At 44.3% G+C, this 18802-nt stretch carries 18 protein-coding genes and 15 tRNA genes; 23 read left to right on the plus strand and 10 right to left on the minus strand.

All coding sequences use genetic code 11. The features are described from left to right. Positions 1–11 precede the first annotated feature (11 nt). Positions 12–386 (plus strand): hypothetical protein, encoded by a 375-nt coding sequence (locus AAFP14_RS02545; protein ID WP_341730766.1) that lies wholly within the window; start codon positions 12–14, stop codon positions 384–386. 189 nt (positions 387–575) lie between these two features. Further along, on the plus strand, positions 576–1526 hold the full coding sequence (locus AAFP14_RS02550) for an NAD-dependent epimerase/dehydratase family protein (RefSeq protein ID WP_341730767.1): 951 nt from the start codon (positions 576–578) through the stop codon (positions 1524–1526). A 242-nt stretch (positions 1527–1768) separates the two neighbouring features. On the opposite strand, the gene AAFP14_RS02555 is transcribed toward AAFP14_RS02550, so the two are convergent. The 5 genes from AAFP14_RS02555 to AAFP14_RS02575 form a co-directional block, all read right to left on the minus strand. After that, positions 1769–2791, minus strand: coding sequence for an Npun_R2821/Npun_R2822 family protein (locus AAFP14_RS02555; RefSeq protein ID WP_341730768.1), 1023 nt, complete (start codon positions 2789–2791; stop codon positions 1769–1771). A gap of 145 nt (positions 2792–2936) precedes the next feature. Then, positions 2937–3803 carry an Npun_R2821/Npun_R2822 family protein gene (locus AAFP14_RS02560; protein WP_341730769.1) on the minus strand — a complete coding sequence of 289 codons (867 nt, stop codon included), beginning with the start codon at positions 3801–3803 and terminating at the stop codon, positions 2937–2939. Next, a complete protein-coding gene (locus AAFP14_RS02565; protein WP_341730770.1) occupies positions 3800–4774 on the minus strand; it encodes an Npun_R2821/Npun_R2822 family protein in 975 nt (324 codons plus the stop codon). Before AAFP14_RS02565 ends, AAFP14_RS02560 begins: the two co-directional genes overlap by 4 nt. A 319-nt stretch (positions 4775–5093) precedes the next feature. Then, positions 5094–6023: a polysaccharide deacetylase family protein gene (locus tag AAFP14_RS02570; RefSeq protein ID WP_341730771.1), complete on the minus strand. Its 930-nt coding sequence runs from the start codon at positions 6021–6023 to the stop codon at positions 5094–5096. A gap of 759 nt (positions 6024–6782) precedes the next feature. Further along, positions 6783–7859, minus strand: a complete 1077-nt coding sequence (locus AAFP14_RS02575; RefSeq protein ID WP_341730772.1) for an RNA-guided endonuclease InsQ/TnpB family protein — start codon at positions 7857–7859, stop codon at positions 6783–6785. A 198-nt stretch (positions 7860–8057) separates the two neighbouring features. Between AAFP14_RS02575 and AAFP14_RS02580 the strand changes: the two genes are divergently transcribed. The 14 genes from AAFP14_RS02580 to AAFP14_RS02645 all read left to right on the plus strand — a co-directional run bounded on the left by AAFP14_RS02580 (position 8058) and on the right by AAFP14_RS02645 (position 9510). Continuing rightward, positions 8058–8128 (plus strand) — tRNA-Asp (locus AAFP14_RS02580). A gap of 5 nt (positions 8129–8133) precedes the next feature. Further along, positions 8134–8212 (plus strand) — tRNA-OTHER (locus tag AAFP14_RS02585). Then, positions 8213–8286: transfer RNA gene (locus AAFP14_RS02590), tRNA-Cys, on the plus strand. It begins immediately after the preceding tRNA gene. 58 nt (positions 8287–8344) lie between these two features. Further along, positions 8345–8419, plus strand: a tRNA-Ile gene (locus AAFP14_RS02595). A gap of 3 nt (positions 8420–8422) precedes the next feature. Continuing rightward, a tRNA-Trp gene (locus AAFP14_RS02600) sits at positions 8423–8497 on the plus strand. A 6-nt stretch (positions 8498–8503) separates the two neighbouring features. Beyond that, positions 8504–8577 (plus strand) — tRNA-Glu (locus AAFP14_RS02605). Positions 8578–8582: 5 nt separating this feature from the next. Further along, positions 8583–8657: transfer RNA gene (locus tag AAFP14_RS02610), tRNA-Lys, on the plus strand. A 13-nt stretch (positions 8658–8670) separates the two neighbouring features. Next, positions 8671–8752 (plus strand) — tRNA-Tyr (locus AAFP14_RS02615). Between the two features lie 220 nt (positions 8753–8972). Further along, a tRNA-Ser gene (locus tag AAFP14_RS02620) sits at positions 8973–9059 on the plus strand. Between the two features lie 4 nt (positions 9060–9063). Continuing rightward, a tRNA-Phe gene (locus tag AAFP14_RS02625) sits at positions 9064–9136 on the plus strand. A 6-nt stretch (positions 9137–9142) separates the two neighbouring features. Further along, positions 9143–9217: transfer RNA gene (locus AAFP14_RS02630), tRNA-Asn, on the plus strand. A gap of 10 nt (positions 9218–9227) precedes the next feature. After that, positions 9228–9306: transfer RNA gene (locus AAFP14_RS02635), tRNA-Gln, on the plus strand. Between the two features lie 5 nt (positions 9307–9311). Continuing rightward, positions 9312–9385, plus strand: a tRNA-Gln gene (locus tag AAFP14_RS02640). A gap of 53 nt (positions 9386–9438) precedes the next feature. Next, a tRNA-Thr gene (locus tag AAFP14_RS02645) sits at positions 9439–9510 on the plus strand. 20 nt (positions 9511–9530) lie between these two features. Here AAFP14_RS02645 and AAFP14_RS02650 read toward each other — a convergent pair. After that, positions 9531–10136: a macro domain-containing protein gene (locus AAFP14_RS02650; RefSeq protein ID WP_341730773.1), complete on the minus strand. Its 606-nt coding sequence runs from the start codon at positions 10134–10136 to the stop codon at positions 9531–9533. Positions 10137–10346: 210 nt separating this feature from the next. On the opposite strand from AAFP14_RS02650, the gene AAFP14_RS02655 reads away from it, so the two are divergent. The 3 genes from AAFP14_RS02655 (at position 10347) to AAFP14_RS02665 (ending at position 11240) form a co-directional block, all read left to right on the plus strand. After that, on the plus strand, positions 10347–10925 hold the full coding sequence (locus AAFP14_RS02655) for a TIGR02452 family protein (RefSeq protein ID WP_341730774.1): 579 nt from the start codon (positions 10347–10349) through the stop codon (positions 10923–10925). Then, entirely contained in the window at positions 10906–11157 is a 252-nt protein-coding gene (locus tag AAFP14_RS02660) for a hypothetical protein (protein WP_341730775.1), read from the plus strand. Before AAFP14_RS02655 ends, AAFP14_RS02660 begins: the two co-directional genes overlap by 20 nt. Positions 11158–11166: 9 nt before the next feature. Next, positions 11167–11240 (plus strand) — tRNA-Lys (locus tag AAFP14_RS02665). A gap of 88 nt (positions 11241–11328) precedes the next feature. Here AAFP14_RS02665 and AAFP14_RS02670 read toward each other — a convergent pair. Further along, positions 11329–11562, minus strand: coding sequence for a hypothetical protein (locus AAFP14_RS02670; RefSeq protein WP_341730776.1), 234 nt, complete (start codon positions 11560–11562; stop codon positions 11329–11331). 49 nt (positions 11563–11611) lie between these two features. On the opposite strand from AAFP14_RS02670, the gene ribBA reads away from it, so the two are divergent. The 3 genes from ribBA to AAFP14_RS02685 all read left to right on the plus strand — a co-directional run bounded on the left by ribBA (position 11612) and on the right by AAFP14_RS02685 (position 16872). Continuing rightward, positions 11612–13387, plus strand: coding sequence for a bifunctional 3,4-dihydroxy-2-butanone-4-phosphate synthase/GTP cyclohydrolase II (ribBA, locus tag AAFP14_RS02675; protein ID WP_341730777.1), 1776 nt, complete (start codon positions 11612–11614; stop codon positions 13385–13387). Between the two features lie 149 nt (positions 13388–13536). Beyond that, positions 13537–14976, plus strand: a complete 1440-nt coding sequence (locus AAFP14_RS02680; RefSeq protein WP_341730778.1) for a pentapeptide repeat-containing protein — start codon at positions 13537–13539, stop codon at positions 14974–14976. A 159-nt stretch (positions 14977–15135) separates the two neighbouring features. Next, the gene (locus tag AAFP14_RS02685; protein WP_341730779.1) at positions 15136–16872 is read left to right on the plus strand and encodes an ATP-binding protein; all 1737 of its coding nucleotides are present in this window, start codon (positions 15136–15138) and stop codon (positions 16870–16872) included. A gap of 321 nt (positions 16873–17193) precedes the next feature. Here the strand turns inward: AAFP14_RS02685 and AAFP14_RS02690 are convergent, their stop codons facing one another. Then, complete coding sequence (locus tag AAFP14_RS02690; RefSeq protein ID WP_341730780.1) at positions 17194–17442, minus strand: hypothetical protein; 249 nt, start codon at positions 17440–17442, stop codon at positions 17194–17196. 27 nt (positions 17443–17469) lie between these two features. Between AAFP14_RS02690 and AAFP14_RS02695 the strand changes: the two genes are divergently transcribed. Next, entirely contained in the window at positions 17470–17625 is a 156-nt protein-coding gene (locus tag AAFP14_RS02695; RefSeq protein WP_236507186.1) for a hypothetical protein, read from the plus strand. Between the two features lie 58 nt (positions 17626–17683). Here AAFP14_RS02695 and AAFP14_RS02700 read toward each other — a convergent pair whose 3' ends face one another. After that, positions 17684–18034: a helix-turn-helix domain-containing protein gene (locus tag AAFP14_RS02700; protein ID WP_236507185.1), complete on the minus strand. Its 351-nt coding sequence runs from the start codon at positions 18032–18034 to the stop codon at positions 17684–17686. Then, positions 18024–18377 carry a type II toxin-antitoxin system RelE/ParE family toxin gene (locus tag AAFP14_RS02705; protein WP_096829704.1) on the minus strand — a complete coding sequence of 118 codons (354 nt, stop codon included), beginning with the start codon at positions 18375–18377 and terminating at the stop codon, positions 18024–18026. Before AAFP14_RS02705 ends, AAFP14_RS02700 begins: the two co-directional genes overlap by 11 nt. Positions 18378–18802: the final 425 nt, after the last annotated feature.

Genomic DNA, 18802 nt, shown 5'->3' on the forward strand with positions numbered 1-18802 from the left:
AGGAATTATTCGTGTATTATTTTGCCGAACCTCCCTATTTTTTAATGACCGCTGGATTGCTAGCAGGAATCGCCTCTGGCTTAGCCTTTGAAGCAACCCTAAAAGAAGCCGTCAAGCTCTGGTCAAAAAATCGTTCTACTCGCACCTTAGCTAACCTCCAAGGATTACAATTATTCGTGCCTTTCCTGGGAATGGCAGGAGGAATTTGTGTGTTTTTAGCTTCTGGTGTAGAGATTTTTGGAATTCCTAAATTGTTTTCTTATGCTTTGTCTCTACCACTAACTTTACTCACAGGCTGGCTAATTTGGAGGCAGCTAGGTAAGCTATTGTTGGAGTTAGAACGGGGAGGCTCCCAAGCCCTTGACTTAGATTCCTATGAAGGATGATAGTTAACAATTACCCCCCTTTTTTGATAAAAAAAAGGGGGTTGATTTTTCTCGAATCTTTGAGCCTAATTAATTTCGATGATTTTTGAACCGCAGAGGGCGCAGAGAACGCAGAGTTAGAGGTAGAAGAGACTCGCAAGTTATTCAATGATTTCTGTAAAAGCTTTCAAATCTAAAATTTAAAATAGAATGAGTATTTTTATTGTTACGGGTGCCGCGGGATTTATTGGTTCTAACTTAGTAGAAACTCTTTTAAATAAAGGCGAGACAGTAATAGGTGTTGATGAGTTCAACGATTATTACGATCCCTCCCTCAAACGCAAGAATATTGCACGATTTGAAAACTATCCTGGTTTTGAATTGGTGGAAGGAGATATTTTGTCTCTAAATTGGTCATCGCTTTTGTCCGATGCTAAAGTGATTTTTCATCAGGCCGCCCAGGCGGGAGTTCGTGCTAGCTGGGGCGAGGGTTTTCGCAGCTATACCGAACGCAATATTAACAGCACCCAAGTATTATTAGAAGCTGCTAAAAATGCACCAAGATTGCAAAAGTTTGTCTACGCTTCTTCTTCCTCAATTTACGGAAATGCTGAATCTTTCCCCACCAGTGAAAATGCTTGTCCCCAGCCCGTTTCTCCCTACGGAATTACAAAGTTAGCTGGTGAACGTTTGTGCGGGCTTTACTATCATAATTTTGGTGTTCCCACAACTTCGCTGCGTTATTTTACTGTTTATGGGCCTCGACAGCGCCCTGATATGGCTTTTCACAAGTTTTTTAAGTCGATTTTGTTCAACCAGCCGATTTCTATTTTTGGCGATGGATTACAAACGCGGGATTTTACTTTTATCAGCGATTGCGTTGCTGCTAATTTAGCGGCGGCTGAGGTTGCAGAAGCAGCAGGGGAAGTTTTTAATATTGGTGGGGGAAGTCGCGTGGTTTTGAAAGAAGTTATTGATACAATAGAGCAGATTGTCGATCGACCCATTCGGATCGAATTTACCGAAACGGCGCGGGGTGACGCGCGACACACTAGCGCTGATGTATCTAAAGCTAAGAAAATATTGGGTTATCAGCCACAAGTTAGTTTAGAAGCAGGTTTAAGGCGCGAATGGGAGTGGATTCAGTCTTTGTACGGTTAAATCCCATAACAGTTACGCAAAAAACCCGGTTTCTTGGAAAAATCCTCGCTATATCCGAGAGATATTGATGCAGAAACCGGGTTTTTGACCGATTTATCAAGTAGGGACACGGCTTTGCTTTGTCCTCTATATCATTCCGATACAACTGGATTTGATATGATTTAACCGCGAAGGCGCAAAGGACGCGAAGGAAGAGAAGAGAGAGATTAATAATTACGATGATGAGAGGATTTGATATTATACTATTTATCCCAGAAATTCCGCAACTTAAATTGAACATTATTAACTTTTTGATTTCCCCAACTTTTGAGATTTCTGTGGAAGCGAACTAGCAAATTTGGAGGGGTGAGTTTTGGCTGGGTTTCCGGCGACTTCAAATAACGGTAGTGCAGAAATATATCTCGGTAGGGAATCTCCACATCTTCGCCAGCACACAATCGATTAATTTTGGCCGCCGAAATACTCATGTAGTGCAAATAAGTCAGCCTCCGTCCTTTATCGTATAGAACATTATCTTTCACATCAAATTGGGAAGACCAATGATTCCCCGTCACCTGTTCTGGTTGAGCATAGGCAAAGTTGTAAAAAGAGATTTGGCTGCGGGCGACTAAATAGTTAAGTAAAGATTGGTCAGCCCCCCGCAAAGACATAATTTCCGCTTCTCCTGATGTTAAATATTCTAAATATTGAGAGCAATTATTCCGATTTAAAATGCCTGATTTTGACGCAAACCAACCCGCACAAAAAGTATGAGATTGCAGTTGGTCAATATTTAAAATTTGTGGCAATTTGGGAGAGGATAAATCAAATATATAGTTGAGGTCTGATTTGTATTGAAAATCGTTAGCTACCCAATCAAAGTCATTAAGTTTTTGATATATGTAATCCAGATTTCCCATTAACAGAGTGTCTGCGTCAAAATAGATAAACTTATCAAAATCGCCGTCAAAACAACATAACTTTCGGTGCATTTCCAAACATTGAACTGGTTTCCAACCTTTAGATTTCCACACTTTTTGAGCTTTCCCATGAGTTTGCCAAACTTGAGTGGCAAAGTCTTCCCAAAACATGATTGAATCGGTATTGTCAAACAAGGTGACATGAGGACGAGTTGCAATTTCTACGCGCACTTTTTGCAGTCTCTCATCATAGGGAATGATGCAAACAGGAATATCTTTTGCCCCGTTCACTTGCAGACTGTTTAATAAGGCGACTAAGTGGTCGAAAACCACATCATTTGCTAGTATATAAATACCATTGGTCATATTTTGAAAATAAATTATATATATCAGGTTCGGTTGATTCGTTATTATCTAATTTGTGACCTCGTAGGGGCGGGTTTTACCAACCATCTATGGGGAAAATTAACTATCTCGTAAACCCGCCCCCTCCCTACAAACAATATTATCCCTACCAGGATCGAAATATTCTTTGCACTAAATTGGGTTTTTCCTCATTCAGATAACGATAATGTTTCCACAGTTTCCAGTAAGGACTACCAGATTTAATCGGTATTCCAGCCCAATGAATATATTTTAACCTTTTACCTTTGTCATAAAGCACATAATCTATTTCCTGAAAATGCTTGGAACCAGCCCAGCTTCCCGGTTCTGATTCCGTCGCTTTCACCAGGTTACACCGTTGGGGAATTAGTTTAAGAATCAGGTAATTTAGTATCGGTTGGTCAGTGACATTTTGAGTGAAGTCGAAATATTCTCGATGCTGGGAACATTCGCGCAATATTTCGTACATTTGCAATTCTGAAATAGTTCCTTTCCGCGAAGCCCAAAAACCGCTGTTGAAGACATCTTGAAGTTCGGAATCTGTAAAAATATTTTGTGCTTTGACAATGGGTGAAAATACATTTCGCAGTTTTTCGCTGAGGTGGTGGTAGTCGCAGCAAAAAAAGTCTACTTCGGATAGTTTGTTGAGGTTGGCTGCGATGTCTTCAAAGACGATGATATCGGTATCGATGTACAGAAATTCGTCCAGAGGGCCAAACCAGGCGACGAGTTTTCGCATTTTGTGAGGGAGGGCTAAAAAATTGCGATCGAATATTTGCCCAATTTCTCTGGTAAACTGTTCGACAAACTCCAGATTTGGGAACAATTGCACCCCATGGAGATGGCTGAGTGTGGCGGCGACTTGCTGATAATTCTCATCGAAGGGAATCAAAAAAACTGGTACTTGACGATTGTACAATCCTATGCTGTTCATAAGTGCGATCGCACTTTCCATCACCCGGTCGTTCGCCACAATATAAATACCGCGATTCATGTATTTATCCTCAACCTTCTCCATACCCTTGTTAACAAATTCGACCTAGAAACCTCAGTATAAGACTTCGGCGCTTCCCTAAAAACAGGACTCTGGGACGGTTCCCGGAGATAGCGATAATGCAGAAACAAATCGCGATAGGGAAAATCAATATTTTCCCCCGCACAAACTCTCCGAATTAAATCCGGCGGCACCCCAATATAATGAATGTAAGTCAGTCGATTTCCCTGATCGTACAAAATTTTATCTTGCTCTTCAAAATGTTGAGAACTGACACAACACCCAGTTTTTGCATCCTCCGGTAAACTATAAGCAAAATTATAACTACTCATGCCAGTTTTCATCACCATATAATTGAGCAAAGGCTGTTCTCCCGCACCTTCATAGAGAATTTCCCCATCCCCCGATTGCAGTTGAGATACCAGCCATGCTCTAGTATTTTGCTCAAAAAATCCTTGCTTACTGCCATAAAATCCAGAACAAAATATTTCCGATTCTATCCGCTCTTGCTCAAACACTTTAACCAGTTTAGGTGATTTAATGTTGTAGACTTTAGTAGGGTCCCTAAATTGAAAATCATAAACTACAAAATCCGATTTATCTAACTGCCGAAAAACTGCATCAAGGGAATTCATCAGCAAAGTATCAGCATCCATATAGATAAACTTTGCAAACGGACCGTCGAAAGCACAAAAACGTCTGTGTGCGCCGTAAAGCCGAAATTTGTTGCGATTCAAACGCTCTGGCGCAGCAGATGCCATGAAATTGTCCCATCGCTGAATAGAGGCGATATCATCATAAATAAAAACATTGGGACGGTTGACAATTTCCCCTTTAATTTGCTCTATTTGGTCATCAAAAGGATAAATACAAACGGGAATACTTGAGCCTAAGATAACTTCAATACTGTTGAGCAAAGCAACAACTTGGTCGTAAACTGTATCATTAGCTAACGTGCAAATTCCATTCATAAAACCACCTCTCAATTCCCCTCTCCATCGGAAAAAAATCTCAGAAATCTCTCTGTGTGCTCTGCGCCCTCTGCGGTAAAAAAATCCCCATCCAACCAGAAACAAGCACCTATCGACCAACAAAAAATCTCAGAAATCTCTCTGCGTGCTCTGCGCCCTCTGCGGTAAAAAAATCCCCATCCAACCAAAAACGATCGCCTATTTAGACCTTCCTAGAGAAGCCGTAGGAGGGATTCGAGTCGGTTTAGCTAAAAACGATGTCAAGAACAGGCAAGATGCCTGTTCCACAATTATTATCGGAGAGGTCTCATCGTTTGAGCTACGCTTGTTGCTCTGGCATTTCCAGCAACTCAGGAATCGTCACAAACCGATATCCCTGCTTTTTCAAACCAGCAATCATATCAGGTAAGGCTTTAATAGTACGAGATCGATCGCCCCCGCCGTCGTGCATCAACACAATCGCACCCGGTTTCGCACCCTTGAGCACATTTTCCACAAAAGCTTCTGGTTGAGCCCGCGGATCGGTATCTGCGGAAGTTACAGACCACATTACCACAGAATAATTGTGCTCTTTGGCATACTTGGCCAAGCCGTTATTCAAAACTCCCCCAGGTGGGCGAAAGTAAGTTGTCTTAACTCCCGTTGTTTCGTAAATCAGTTTGGCGGTGCGATCGATTTCGTCAGCAGCCGTCGCCGCATCCATTGGATCGTAGGGATGATGCCACGTATGATTGCCGATCGCATGACCTTCGGCCACAACTCTCCGACCAATTTCCGGTGAACGTTCCAGAGATTTACCTATCCAAAAAAATGTGGCTTTCACATCATTTTGCTGAAAAATATCTAGCATTTGTGCCGTCGTTTCCGGCCAAGGCCCGTCATCAACGGTTAAGGCAATAACTTTATCTGACTTGTTTACTTGTCCTTCAAAAATAGTCGTTCCTTGAAATTTTTCTGGCGGTACAAAGGTCAGCAGTTTTTCTTTAGATTCTAATACAGTGAGAAGTTGTTGAATCTGGCGATCGAGATTAAACCCTGTTTGATTGTCTCCTACCTCATGAAATAAAGGATTTGACGTTAAAGATTGGTTAAGGTTTTGCACCTGAGCCACAGCAGTGCCAGGATGGTCATTCGGCTGAAACTCCGGCAGTAGGGCACCCATGACGAAGCTAATGGCTGCTCCTGCCAGTACGATCGCCACAAAACGCCATTTTTTTCTTAGTATTTGAAATAAATGATTTCCGCTCACTTCAGATTCCTTTCACTCCACAATGCCCAATATGATAAAGGGAATTGTGGCGAAACAATCTAAAGCCGATCTATATAGATCTCACAACTCCGACTTCTGTAACAAGTCGCAGTGCTAACAGCAATATCCTGTGTCTGCTGCCGGCTCGATCGCACCAAGCCTGCAACTTCCGACACTGATCACAAAATATCCCAAACATCCTATCTAGGTTAAGTTCGATCGGCTCAGAAGCCATCTGCTTTTCCAGAAGGGGCCACCCACAGGCGGCGAGAATTCAGAGAAATGGGAGTGTAGTACAGCTTCAGCATTGAATTCACCTCCCGTCACACTACCACTTCAGCTCCCAAATCTCTTGATTTATCAGAGGTTCAGCCCCAAAACAGCCCCTCTGCTTTCCCGCCAAGCAGCAGATCGAAAAAAAAATTGTATTACCCCCTTGACAGTTGTGTAACACATTCTGTAGTATAAATGTATGGCGAAGGGGAAAGAGCCTCAAAGCTTTATCTCAAGAGCAATATGAACCTTGACAACCAAATAGATAATTAATCATGTCACAGACTTTTGGACCTTGGCGGTGTAGACTCCGGCAACAATAACTCCCTTGAGTTGTAGTACGCGGAATCAACCGCCACCCCGTCCAAACAGAAATTCCCAACAAAAATCTGTGGGGTTGTAGCTGCTATACAAATCCAAGACTTGTCTAGACATTTGCTTCTTGCTTCATCGGGAGCATGGGAGCGGCTATCCCTGGGCAAGCTTTCACGATTTAGCCAACCGCGATAAATTAATTGCTGCGTTCAAATCCCTGTCCATCGCATGACCGCAACTTCCACATTTGTAAGTCCTTTCTTTTAGTGGCATATCTTGTATATGTCCGCAATTTGAACAGGTTTTGCTTGAGGGAAACCAAGGGTCGGCAATGACTATTTCACAACCAAACTTTTTAGCCTTGTATTCTAACTGACGTTTGAATTCATGGAATCCACAGTCAGCTATTACTTGTGCTAGCTTGTGATTCTTTAGCATCCCACTGACCTTCAAATCTTCTACTACTATCGTTGCGTGGTTTTTGCATAAGTAAGTAGTGATTTGATGCAGAGTGTTTTTTCTCAGGTTGGCTATTTTTGCATGATGTTTCCCTAGCTGGACTTTAGCTTTCTGTCTATTATTAGAACCTTTCACTTTTCTCGCCAGAACTCTTGATAATCTCTTGAGTTTTGCCTGATGCGATTTGTAGTGTTTTGGGTTAGAAAATACTACGCCCGTTGAAAGGGTAGCTAACTCTTTTACTCCCAAATCAACCCCTACAACTTCATGACTTTTGATGGTCGGTTCATGATTTTGTTCATAAGCAAAGGCGATAAACCAACTATCAGCAGTACGTGAAATGGTGATAGACTTGCAGGTAGTATGAGGCAATCCCTCGTAAGTTTTCACCCAGCCGATTGTGGGTAACTTTATAGACGTACCGCCCACAGGAATAGGCTTACCGCCTGCGTCAATCGTGAAAGAGTCGTGATGTCCTTTTTTCTTGAACTTGGGATATCCACCTTTTTTTGAGAAAAATAAGGAGAAAGAGTCTCCAAGATTGTCAAAAGCGTATTGAGTTATTTTCTGGCAGATTCCTGTTTCTTTAATCCATGTAAACTCAGGTTTCACATGATTGTTGAAGAATTTCTTAAGCAGGTATTTGTTGGGCGCTACTCCATCTTTATAAAGGTTGCTCCAAGTAGCCAATCCCCAGTTATAAGTAAACCTCGCTATTCCTGCGTGTTTGCTCATAATTGTTGCCTGACTCTTGTTTAGCTTTAACTTTGTTTTGATGGATAAAAGCATTGTTCGACCTCAACACTGGATTTCACCGATGACCCGACAGGGTGCGTTTGGCTGGTAACTTCCCCGAAACATCCCTGCGAAAGCAAGTGTCTTTACTGATAATCCAAGCTTTTTTGGGAATCGCGCAGGGTTTGAACAAAATGGTACATCGTAGATTTGTCTATAAGTGTACCACCTTGTCTATTTAATCGCTAGCTAGGTACTAGCTCAATTGGGAGAGTGTCGCTTTGTCACAGCGAAGGTAGCGGGATCGAAACCCGTCAGTCCCGTCGATAGTCCCGTAGGCAAATTGGTTGAAGCCGTCACCCTCTCTGGCGTGAAGATTGCGAGTTCAAACCTCGTCGGGACTCCCAGGTTAGATGGCCGAGTGGTTTAAGGCGTCGCTCTGCAAAAGCGATTTTCGTGAGTTCAAATCTCACTCTAACCTTTGTTCCTATTTATTAATAGGAGGAATCTCAAATCTGAAATTTCAAATCAGATAACGTTGCAGCGTAGCTTAACGGTAAAGCCCCAAGTTCATACCTTGGTAAATGCGGGTTCAAATCCCGCCACTGCCACCAAATGCAGGGATGATGTAACTGGCAACATATCAGTCTCCAAAACTGATTTTCTGAGTTCAAATCTCAGTCCCTGTGCCAATTTATAGTGCTGTAGGCAAACGGTATAAGCCGCTTGGTTTTCACCCAAGTGATTGCGGGTTCAAATCCCGTCAGCACTTTGTGTGGGTCGTTGGCAGAATGGTTTTGCAGCCGCCTTTTAAGCGGATGGATCGAGGTTCAATTCCTCGGCGACCTACCAAATTTTCGATCTTGGGTCGGCCCTCCTATTGGTGTGGGTAGCTGTCTGTAAAATAGTAGCTTAAAGCGTTGCTGGTTCGATTCCAGCCCGACCCATTTGTAACTGTATTATGACGTACACAAAAAACCAGGTTTCTGAGAAAAATCTTGCATCTCTACGAGAGATATTGAGATAGAAACCGGGTTTTTGACCCCCGTTGGTAAGCCTTGTGTATTTAATATGCAGTTGCAATTTTGAGAATGTGTTGTGACAGGACAACAACTCAGTTAGCGCGACTGAAGATTTGAGGGTTCAAATCCCTCCGTTCTCGCTCTTGGAGAAGTGGCCGAGCGGCTTATGGCGCTTTCCTGCTAAGAAAGAGCGGTTTAACACCCGTCGTGGGTTCAAATCCCACCTTCTCCGTTTTCCCCCGATAGCTCAGTTGGTAGAGCGCTTGTGTGAAGAACAAGAGGGCGTCAGTTCGATACTGACTTGGGGGATTGCGTTGCCTCATAGCTCAATGGTAGAGCAAGCGGCTGTTAACCGCTAGGTTGTAGGTTCGAGTCCTACTGAGGCAGCCATTTTCTAAATTGCCGGGTAGACAAATTGGTAAAGTCACCTGTCTCTGAAACAGGAATTTATGTAGGTTCAAAGCCTACCCCGGCATCCAATTATTCGGAAGTCGCCTAATCGGTATGGCACCGCTCTTTGAAAGCGGAAAAATGCAGGTTCAAGCCCTGCCTTCCGAGTTCTGCTATTACCAAAGCAGATCAATTATACTCCTATCCCCGCCACCAAAATTGCAGGTGTGATGTAACTGGCAATATGAGGCTCTTGTAAAGCTTTCTTGCAGGTTCAACTCCTGTCACCTGCTTGGGTAAATACGATCGCTCTTTAGGCAGAAGTGCGATCGCCACCTTCCCAAATTTGCAGTTGTCTTTCTGCGGCAACAAAACAGTTAACATAGGGCGTGGGATACACAAAATAATCGTAAGCCAGCGCCATTTGCCGCGCAGCTTCGCGATAAGGAACTCTGCCGATTCCAGTTCCCAATCCCGGACAAACGACACTCTCAATTTTACGTTCTGCGTGTCGGTTGTAGCGCCGAATTGTTAATAACATTGCCCACATTGCTACATACGGAATATCTGTTTCTACGACAGACATCGGTACGCGCATGGTGGGAGTATGAGCGAGAAAAGGATGTTTGGGATGGTGAGTTTCGATGATGAATGAAGTACCGACAGGCTGTTCGCCTAGATAGTCTTCTAAAATATGCTCCTGAACTCTAACCATCAGAGAATGTCCGAAAAAATCGACTATAGCTGCATCGATACCGCCATCCATCATGCCAAATGAATTGGCGGGACTAACCAAACAGTCATACTCGGTTAAATCCTCGAAGCGCTTGTCGGTAATTTCGACATTTGGCAGGTAGAAAAAATACTCTTGGAAGGCGGCGAATAATTCTGGATTGGGTGCTGTAAGTATCAGTTTCATAGGTTTTACCTCAGATTCCCAGTTTAGCAAATTGCTAAGGGCGATCGAAATCTTATTTTTCAGGACTTACGCACCCAACCAAAGAAACCGGGTTTTTTGACGAAAATACTTCGTTTTGACCCACAGATTCTCTAAAAAACCCGGTTTCTGGGGCCCCATGCGTAAGTCCTATTTTTGTTAATTTTGTACTAACTAATCGGATAAACAAGCATGAAAAGAATTGCGATCGCCCAAAACACCCTAAAAATTCTCGAAGATGGCTGCTACTTGTCCCCGGAAGGGAAGCAGGTTAAGATCGATCGCCAATTAGCATCCTGTCTTGCTGGGACGGCATACTACGAACCCGATGCCCTGTCAGCGATTCAGGAAAAGGTTCTCTCAGCTACTCCCCAATTCTCGAACACGGAATTTATGGTGAGGAATGAGACAACGCTAACGGGTGCAGAGCGTATAGGGCGATCGCACAAATTTGCAAAAATTGGAGTCCTAAATTTCGCTTCTGCTAAAAATCCTGGTGGTGGATTCATCAGAGGCTCCCAAGCGCAAGAAGAGAGCTTAGCACGCAGTTCTGCACTGTACAAAAGCCTTTTAAAATGTCCTAAATACTACGAGTATCATCGCTCTCATAAATCGCTGCTCTACTCGGATAGACTCATCTACTCTCCCGGCTGTTCAGTCCGCGAAGACGCAAAGAACGCGAAGATTGGAAAGACAAGAGAGTTTCACAACTCATTGAAATTCATTAGAGATTATTTTAGGTTAAATTTAGATGAATTTACAACATTATAATTACTATCTGGTGCTTGACATCGAAGCGACTTGCTGCAATCGCGGAAATCTTAGAAGAACGGATTTCCTGATTGGCGCTCCAATGAGGTGTTTGCCCGATCGCACTTCCGCAAACCTAATGCCCATCACCCTATCAGACTCTCAACCACAGCTAGATAGGGCAATTCTCTGCTGGGCGATCGCCCTAAATTTGAAAAAGTATTGCCAAAATAAACTTGCTATGTTATATTAATAAAAATGCGGGAGTATAGCTCAGTTGGTTAGAGCAGGTGACTCTTAATCTCAAGGTCGAAGGTTCAAGTCCTTCTACTCCCATCAATTTCAATCCTCTGCGAGTCAATAGTTTCAGGTTGATCGATTCAACAAAATTGCTAACTATCAGGAAATAGGGTTTAAAACCCCGTCATTCTAGGACTGCTTTATATCTACTGGAGACTTGATTCTTAGTCCGCGACGCAGCGCAAGCTGTCGGAGTATTGTCACGTCTATGGGTGCGATCGACAACATCCATCAATGTCTTGAAATGGGAGATATTTTGTTGACAAAATGCAATTAGTATAGTAGGCAAGTTCAAAAAGATGGGGAAACTCATCTCGATCGCCCAATCCCCCTGTCGGAAACAAAAGGTTACAATCAAAAATACACTCTGATTCCATAACATTACTGTTTATAGTTTGAACTTCTCAGTGCCCAATAACCATACCTCAACTCAATCCTTTCAATTTGACTCCATCGACAGCGCCCTCGCAGACCTCAAAGCAGGTCGCGCCCTGGTAGTAGTCGATGACGAAAACCGCGAAAACGAAGGCGATGTCATTTGTGCCGCCCAATTCGCCACCCCAGACCATATCAATTTCATGGCAGTAAACGCACGGGGTTTGATTTGTCTGGCCTTGACGGGCGATCGACTCGATCGCCTGGAACTGCCCCTGATGGTCACCAAAAATACCGACAACAACCAAACTGCATTTACCGTCAGCATCGATGCAGTCCATGGCGTTAGTACCGGCATCTCCGCCGAAGACAGAGCTCGCACCATCCAAGTAGCCATTCACCCCGACACCAAACCTCAAGATTTGCGTCGTCCCGGTCATATTTTCCCCCTGCGGGCGATCGATGGTGGCGTCCTCAAACGGGCCGGCCACACCGAAGCCTCCGTTGACCTCGCTAGACTCGCAGGCCTCTACCCCAGCGGTGTCATCTGCGAAATTCAAAACCCCGACGGTTCGATGGCCAGGTTGCCAGAATTAATTGAGTATGCCAAAACCCATAACTTGAAAATCATCAGCATTGCTGATTTAATTAGCTACCGACTGAAGCACGATCGATTTGTCCGCCGCGAAACCGTCGCCAAATTGCCAACTCAATTCGGCGAGTTTATGATTTACGCCTACCGCGATACTCAAGACAACTCCGAACACGTTGCCGTTGTCAAGGGCGATCCAGCAGAATTTAAAGACAAACCCGTGATGGTGCGGGTGCATTCCGAATGTCTGACCGGCGATGCTTTGGGTTCCCTGCGCTGTGACTGCCGAATGCAACTGCAAGCCGCACTGAAAATGATTGAAAATGCAGGTTCTGGCATCATAGTTTACTTGCGCCAAGAAGGTAGGGGCATTGGACTGGTGAATAAACTCAAAGCCTACTCGCTACAAGATATCGGGTTTGATACCGTAGAAGCCAACGAACGCTTGGGTTTTGCCGCCGACTTGCGGAACTACGGCGTGGGAGCACAAATGCTCAATGACTTGGGAGTTCAAAAAATCCGGTTAATTACCAATAACCCACGAAAAATAGCAGGTTTGAAAGGTTATGGCATAGAAGTAGTCGATCGCCTTCCCCTATTAATTGAAGCCACAGATTATAACTCTATCTATCTGGCAACAAAAGCTGAAAAACTAGGTCATATGCTATTGCAAACTTATCTAGTCACAGTGGCAATTCAGTGGGACGAAACCAAGGAAGAAGGCAGAGGGAAGAAGGCAGAAGGCCCTTCGACTACGCCAACGGCACAAAAAGGGAGGAAGCAGGAAGGAGAAGAAGCTTTAATTCCAGGACTACAATCTCGAATTGCCAGGAGGTACGAACACCTGGCAAAACTGCGACATCTGGCGGCAAATCGGGATTTATTGCTGCAAGAGGAAGCGCGCCCCGTGGGCATAGCCCTGTTCGGAGAAGGTTCCTTAATCTTTCATCTCGGCTTCGACCAAGCTGGACTCGCCGCCACCGACTGGTACAAAGAACCAAGTCACCCTTATGTCAAGGCGATCGCCCAAATTCTCAGCGAAATCAGCACCTGGGAAGACTTGCAAACATTAGAATTCATGGTTTCCTCCGGTTCCGATCCGCTCAAAATCCTGCAAGTCCAGCTCGATCGCGAGACATTCCCTTGGTCAGAATTAGTCGGAATTTGCGATCGGCTCAAACCTCAAAAAATTTACAGTTTTGCCCCTGTTCCCTAAACCGATAATGTAGAATAAAACTCCCCTCCCGCCCAGGGGAGAATCTAGGCAAAAATCCAGCAAAAATAAGTGTAAGTTCCAGAATAATGCTAGTTGATGCCAGCATATTCCTGGCGTCAAAAAACAGCAGACCAGACTACTTATCGCTAATGGAAATGAACGTTGGTGACTTTCTCAATCGGCTCGACCTCAGAGGACAGGCCCTTAAAGGTATCAACCTCAGCGGTGCAGAACTCAAAGGAGCAAACCTCAGAGGCACTGACCTCAGAGAAACCAACCTCAGCGATGCTATTCTGAGGTATGCAGACCTGATCGAAGCCGACCTCACCCTTGCCAATCTCAGGGGGGCCGATTTAGCAGAATCATTTCTTAATTTAGCCAACCTCACCAAAGCCGACTTGACTGGTGCGGTGCTTAGAGAAGCTACTCTCGTAGGAGCTGAACTGTTGGGAGCCAACCTCCAACAAGCAAGTTTAATTAAAGCCAATTTAGTTGGAGCGAATCTCCAAGAAGCCAACTTCACCAGAGCCAACCTCAGTGGGGCCGATTTGCGCGGTGCCCAGTTGATCGACACAATTTTAGACAAAGCTGTCTACAACAATCGGACAGTATTTCCCTACGATATTGACCCCAGTGCTATGGGAGCATTTTTACTAGCCCCCAACGCTTCACTCCCAGGCTTAAATCTGTCGATGGTAGATTTAACTGGAGTTGATTTAAAAGGCTCGGATTTGCGCCGGACAAACCTGTGCCAAGCTATATTATTTGGAGCCAAACTGGAGCGCGCCAACTTAACAGGAGCCAACCTCAGCGGAGCAGACTTGAGGGAAGCTAATTTGAATGGCGCGATTTTGGAAAAAGCTGTTTATAGCAACAAAACATTGTTTTCAGAAGGTATTGACCCCAGGATGGCCGGCGCTTATTTAATTGCTCCCAATGTATCGCTACAAGGTTTAAATTTGACGGGAGCCGACTTGAACGGATTGGATTTAAGCGGAGCTAATTTGAGCGGAACTAACTTAAGTTCAGTCAACCTCAAAAATGTAGACCTCAGCAGAGCTAGCATGAAAAAAGCTTACCTCAAAGGTGCCAACTTGGAGGGAACCGATTTGAGAGGAGCAGATTTAAGCGGCGCAATTTTGCACCAAGTAAACTTGAGGTCAGCAGACCTCCGGGGTGTAGACTTAACTAGGGCTGACCTCAGCGGTGCTAATTTGAGCGATGCCGATTTGAGGGAGACAGATTTAACCGGCGCGACTTTGTTGTTCGCTAATTTAAGCGGAGCCGACTTGAGAGGTGTAGACTTGACAAAAGCCGATCTCAGTGGCGCTAAGTTGAACGAAGCCGACCTCAGAAAAGCAGATTTAGTGAGGGTAAATTTAGAAGGAGCCGATTTAACTGAGGTAGATTTGAGCGATGCTCATTTATTTCGAGTTAATCTCAAAGGTGCTAATCTAAAAGGGGCAAACCTGAAAGGGGCAAATTTTAAGGTAGTATTTTTAACTGATGCTCATTTGAGCGAAACGGATTTGACTGATATCCATCTGAGTCCGAGTTTCTTTGAACTGCCATGGGAATCAGAAGAGTAATTAGTCATTAGTCAGCAGTCATTAGTCAGCAGTCATTAGTGATTGTTAGCAACTAACAACTAATAACTGTAAGATAAAGAGTGCGGATAAATAAAATCAGCTAATGACTAATGACCAATAACTAATGACTACTGACCAATAACTAATGACTAATGACTAATGACTACTGACAAACCTTTAGGCTCTGTTATCCAAGGTTCCCTCAGCAAGGGATTGGAAGTGCGACTGCACGCCGACGTTTCGGTAGAAGATATGAGAGTGGGGAAATTTTTAGTAGTGCGCGGGGTCCGATCGCACTTTTTCTGTATGCTTACTGATGTGTCTCTGGGAACATCCAGCGGACGGATTTTATCCAATCCTCCTAACCCCAGCGACGATTTTTTGATTGCAGTGCTCGCCGGCAGCAGCACCTACGGTACAATTGAACTAGCTCCCATGTTGATGCTGACTGCGGAACGAGAAAAACAACAGGCAATTTTCGCTCCCAACTCCAGCCAAACTAATGGTAAAAAATCCAGCGCCGAAAACTTAGCTTCTCTACAGCCACAAAGCAGCGCTGACTTTGAACTATTGCCCGTTAAAACCATTCCCAGCCACTTTTCCCAGGTGTTTGATGCCAAAGAAACTGACTTTAGGGCAGTTTTTGGCTGGGAAGATGACCCCTATCGCCGCAATTTTGCGATCGGCAAACCCATTGACATGGACGTTCCTGTATGCTTAGATTTAGATAGATTTGTCGAACGTAGCAACGGAGTTTTTGGCAAGTCTGGAACGGGCAAATCTTTCCTCACGCGCTTGCTATTATCGGGGATTATTCGCAAACAAGCTGCGGTGAATCTAATTTTTGATATGCACTCCGAATACGGCTGGGAAGCAGTTTCCGAAGGCAAACAATTTAGCACTGTTAAAGGTTTACGGCAGTTATTTCCGAGTCAAATTCAGATTTATACCCTCGATCCAGAATCGACGAAACGCCGGGGAGTTCGCGATGCTCAAGAATTATACTTGAGTTTCGATGAAATTGAAGTGGAAGATATTTCCCTGGTGCAGCGGGAGTTGAATCTATCGGAAGCTAGTATTGAAAATGCGATTATTTTACGAAACGAGTTGGGAACTGGTTGGATTAATAAGTTGCTGGAAATGAGCAATGAAGATATTTCCATGTTTTGCGAAGAGAAGCGGGGAAATAAGTCTTCGATTATGGCTTTGCAGCGGAAGTTGGAGAGATTGAACGATTTAAAATACATTCGCAAACGCTGTCCTAAAAATTATGTGAGTGAGGTTTTGCAGTGTTTGGATGGTGGCAAAAATGTGGTAATTGAGTTTGGTTCCCACTCGGATTTGCTGTCTTATATGTTAGCAGCAAATGTGATTACTCGTCGCATTCACGGATCTTATGTGCGGAAGGCTGAGAAGTTTTTGCAGAGTAAGAATCCGTGCGATCGCCCGCAGCCGTTAGTGATTACGATTGAGGAAGCGCACCGTTTTCTCGATCCGGCGATCGTGCGATCGACTATTTTCGGTACGATCGCCCGTGAAATGCGAAAATACTTCGTAACTCTGTTAATTGTAGACCAGCGCCCCTCTGGTATCGACGGGGAAGTGATGTCGCAAGTGGGCACTCGCATCACAGCCTTGCTAAACGATGATAAGGACATTGATGCTATTTTCACTGGTGTTTCAGGTGGTCAAAGTTTGCGATCGGTTTTGGCAAAACTGGACTCGAAGCAGCAAGCATTAGTTTTAGGGCACGCTGTACCGATGCCGGTGGTTGTGCAAACTCGTCCTTATGATGAACAATTTTATCGGGAAATTGGTGATATTGATTGGCAAGAAATGCCCGACGCAGATGTATTTGCAGAATCTGAAGCTGCCAAAATGGATCTGGGGTTTTAAGCCCGATAAAGATGTTTAACCACTAACGACAGAGCTGGGGACTAGCTACGCATCCGCAGGGTGTCATGACTCAAAAAACGTAGTACACAGGCACAACGGCTGGTCAACTATCACCCTCAGTGAGGCACGAAGCCCCGTCGCTTCAGCGCGAGCTTTCATTACCAGACTTGTACAGATGTGCATAGCTTTTATGACGCAGCTATAAACCGCTTCTAAAAATCTACAGAAATCTGTAGGTCAAACTTAGCGGTTTATGTTTAGCCCTTATCAGATGCTCTAAGCTTCCCGATTGCTCAGGTTGGCCTGATCTTCCCCGCGCGGTCATCGGCGCGGGCGGTACGGGCGCCTGTTACGCTCCCGCGCGGTCATCGCGACGTGGTCGTTGCGCGGCTGGTCGTTAAGGGAGGTTGTAGCACTCGCCTTCGCTCCGCCGGTGGCTTCCGTGGCTGAGGCCGGGGCAAGGCTCATGAAGATCGAGGCGAGCAACAGGGCGAGGGCGAAGCTTTTGCCGGGTAAATTTTTCATCGGGTATCCTTTGGTTCTTTCTTCATAGAAGAATTGATGCACCATTTGACTACGTCAGTGATCGGGGTCACAATGACACAATTTATTTACGATCGCTTTGCCAAAGAATATCTAACAACGTTGCTATCTACCATCGGCACAGTTCATGTTCATCAATGCACCAATTCAAATGATGGGGAAATAAATCAAGAAAAACCAGCCACAGAAGTGATTCACGATCGGTTTTAGCTAAACTGGACTCGAAGCAGCAAGCATTAGTTTTGGGGCACGCTTCAATGTTCGCACTCTAACTTCCGACATTAATATAGCTGCGCGCTCTATTCTCCGGCTTAGATTTGACACTGACTTCTACGTCGAGATCGAAAGCATTTAAGAACCTAAACAACCTTTCTAACGAATACCCTCGAAATTGACCTCTTACTAAAGCCGATACCTTGGGCTGATCGATTCCCAACATTTCAGCAGCTTGATATTGATTTAAACCTTTGGCTTTGATCGCCTGACTCAACAACCGCACTAATTGTGCTTTGAGCAGCATTTCTTCTGGATTATCATAGCCTAAATCAGCATAAACATTGCCACTGCCAGTAGTTACAGTGTTTTCTAAATCTTCAGTCAAATCGTGGTTAGTTTTCATAATTAGTCTGATGATGCTCTTGAGCAACTTTGAGCCTGTTCTCAATCAATTCGATATCTTGTTTAGGTGTCGCTATGCCGCTTTTAGACTTTTTTTGGAAGACGTGGAGGACATAAACGGCGGATTCAAACCGGACAGTGTAGATAGCACGATAAGTATCTCCATCAAAATTATCGACAATTTCCAGTATCCCAGCACCTTTAAAACCTTTCAGTGGCTTAGTATCATCATGCTTTTCACCTAGTTGAGCTAGTAGTAGAGCATAACCCACATCATCTTGTACCTCATCAGGCATTGCTTTGAGGTCTTTTTTGGAACTGGCTATCCATTCGAGTGGCTTCATTCTTAATTTTACATCTTGATGCTAGTTTTGGCATTACAAATTAATCATCATTATCACATAAGCATTTGCCTCACTACCAATCGTATAGTTTTGTTAGTTGACTCGATCGAAGGGCTATTGTAACACACAATACATAATTACTCGATCGCCTACTGGCAATCTAGCCTCAAACTCTTTGAGTTTAATCTTTTGAAAACCAGTTGACAGACAGAGATTTAGGGATGACGGAGTGTCGCTTGTTTCCTGCGTTCCCAAAGTCAACAACTTAATTTTAATTTAAACACAATAACGCCGTAAACGACGGGGTTTTAAACCCCTCACCCTCTCACCCCTCATCCCTCCAACTGCGAATTAAAAACCCCGGAAAAGTTAAGTATTGTTAAGCCGATCGCCATCTTGAAAATTAAACACCCCAAAAACTAGCT

The organism is Microcoleus sp. EPA2, from assembly GCA_020882975.1.
GTDB lineage: Bacteria > Cyanobacteriota > Cyanobacteriia > Cyanobacteriales > Microcoleaceae > Microcoleus.

Bases quoted from the DNA above. Each gene is read 5' to 3' on its own strand.
- AAFP14_RS02550 (WP_341730767.1), top strand. From the start codon at position 576: ATGAGTATTTTTATTGTTACGGGTGCCGCGGGATTTATTGGTTCTAAC.
- AAFP14_RS02555 (WP_341730768.1), bottom strand. From the start codon at position 2,791: ATGACCAATGGTATTTATATACTAGCAAATGATGTGGTTTTCGACCAC.
- AAFP14_RS02560 (WP_341730769.1), bottom strand. From the start codon at position 3,803: ATGAATCGCGGTATTTATATTGTGGCGAACGACCGGGTGATGGAAAGT.
- AAFP14_RS02565 (WP_341730770.1), bottom strand. From the start codon at position 4,774: ATGAATGGAATTTGCACGTTAGCTAATGATACAGTTTACGACCAAGTT.
- AAFP14_RS02575 (WP_341730772.1), bottom strand. From the start codon at position 7,859: ATGCTTTTATCCATCAAAACAAAGTTAAAGCTAAACAAGAGTCAGGCA.
- AAFP14_RS02650 (WP_341730773.1), bottom strand. From the start codon at position 10,136: ATGAAACTGATACTTACAGCACCCAATCCAGAATTATTCGCCGCCTTC.
- AAFP14_RS02655 (WP_341730774.1), top strand. From the start codon at position 10,347: ATGAAAAGAATTGCGATCGCCCAAAACACCCTAAAAATTCTCGAAGAT.
- AAFP14_RS02660 (WP_341730775.1), top strand. From the start codon at position 10,906: ATGAATTTACAACATTATAATTACTATCTGGTGCTTGACATCGAAGCG.
- AAFP14_RS02680 (WP_341730778.1), top strand. From the start codon at position 13,537: ATGGAAATGAACGTTGGTGACTTTCTCAATCGGCTCGACCTCAGAGGA.
- AAFP14_RS02685 (WP_341730779.1), top strand. From the start codon at position 15,136: ATGACTACTGACAAACCTTTAGGCTCTGTTATCCAAGGTTCCCTCAGC.
- AAFP14_RS02690 (WP_341730780.1), bottom strand. From the start codon at position 17,442: ATGGTGCATCAATTCTTCTATGAAGAAAGAACCAAAGGATACCCGATG.
- AAFP14_RS02695 (WP_236507186.1), top strand. From the start codon at position 17,470: ATGACACAATTTATTTACGATCGCTTTGCCAAAGAATATCTAACAACG.
- AAFP14_RS02700 (WP_236507185.1), bottom strand. From the start codon at position 18,034: ATGAAAACTAACCACGATTTGACTGAAGATTTAGAAAACACTGTAACT.
- AAFP14_RS02705 (WP_096829704.1), bottom strand. From the start codon at position 18,377: ATGAAGCCACTCGAATGGATAGCCAGTTCCAAAAAAGACCTCAAAGCA.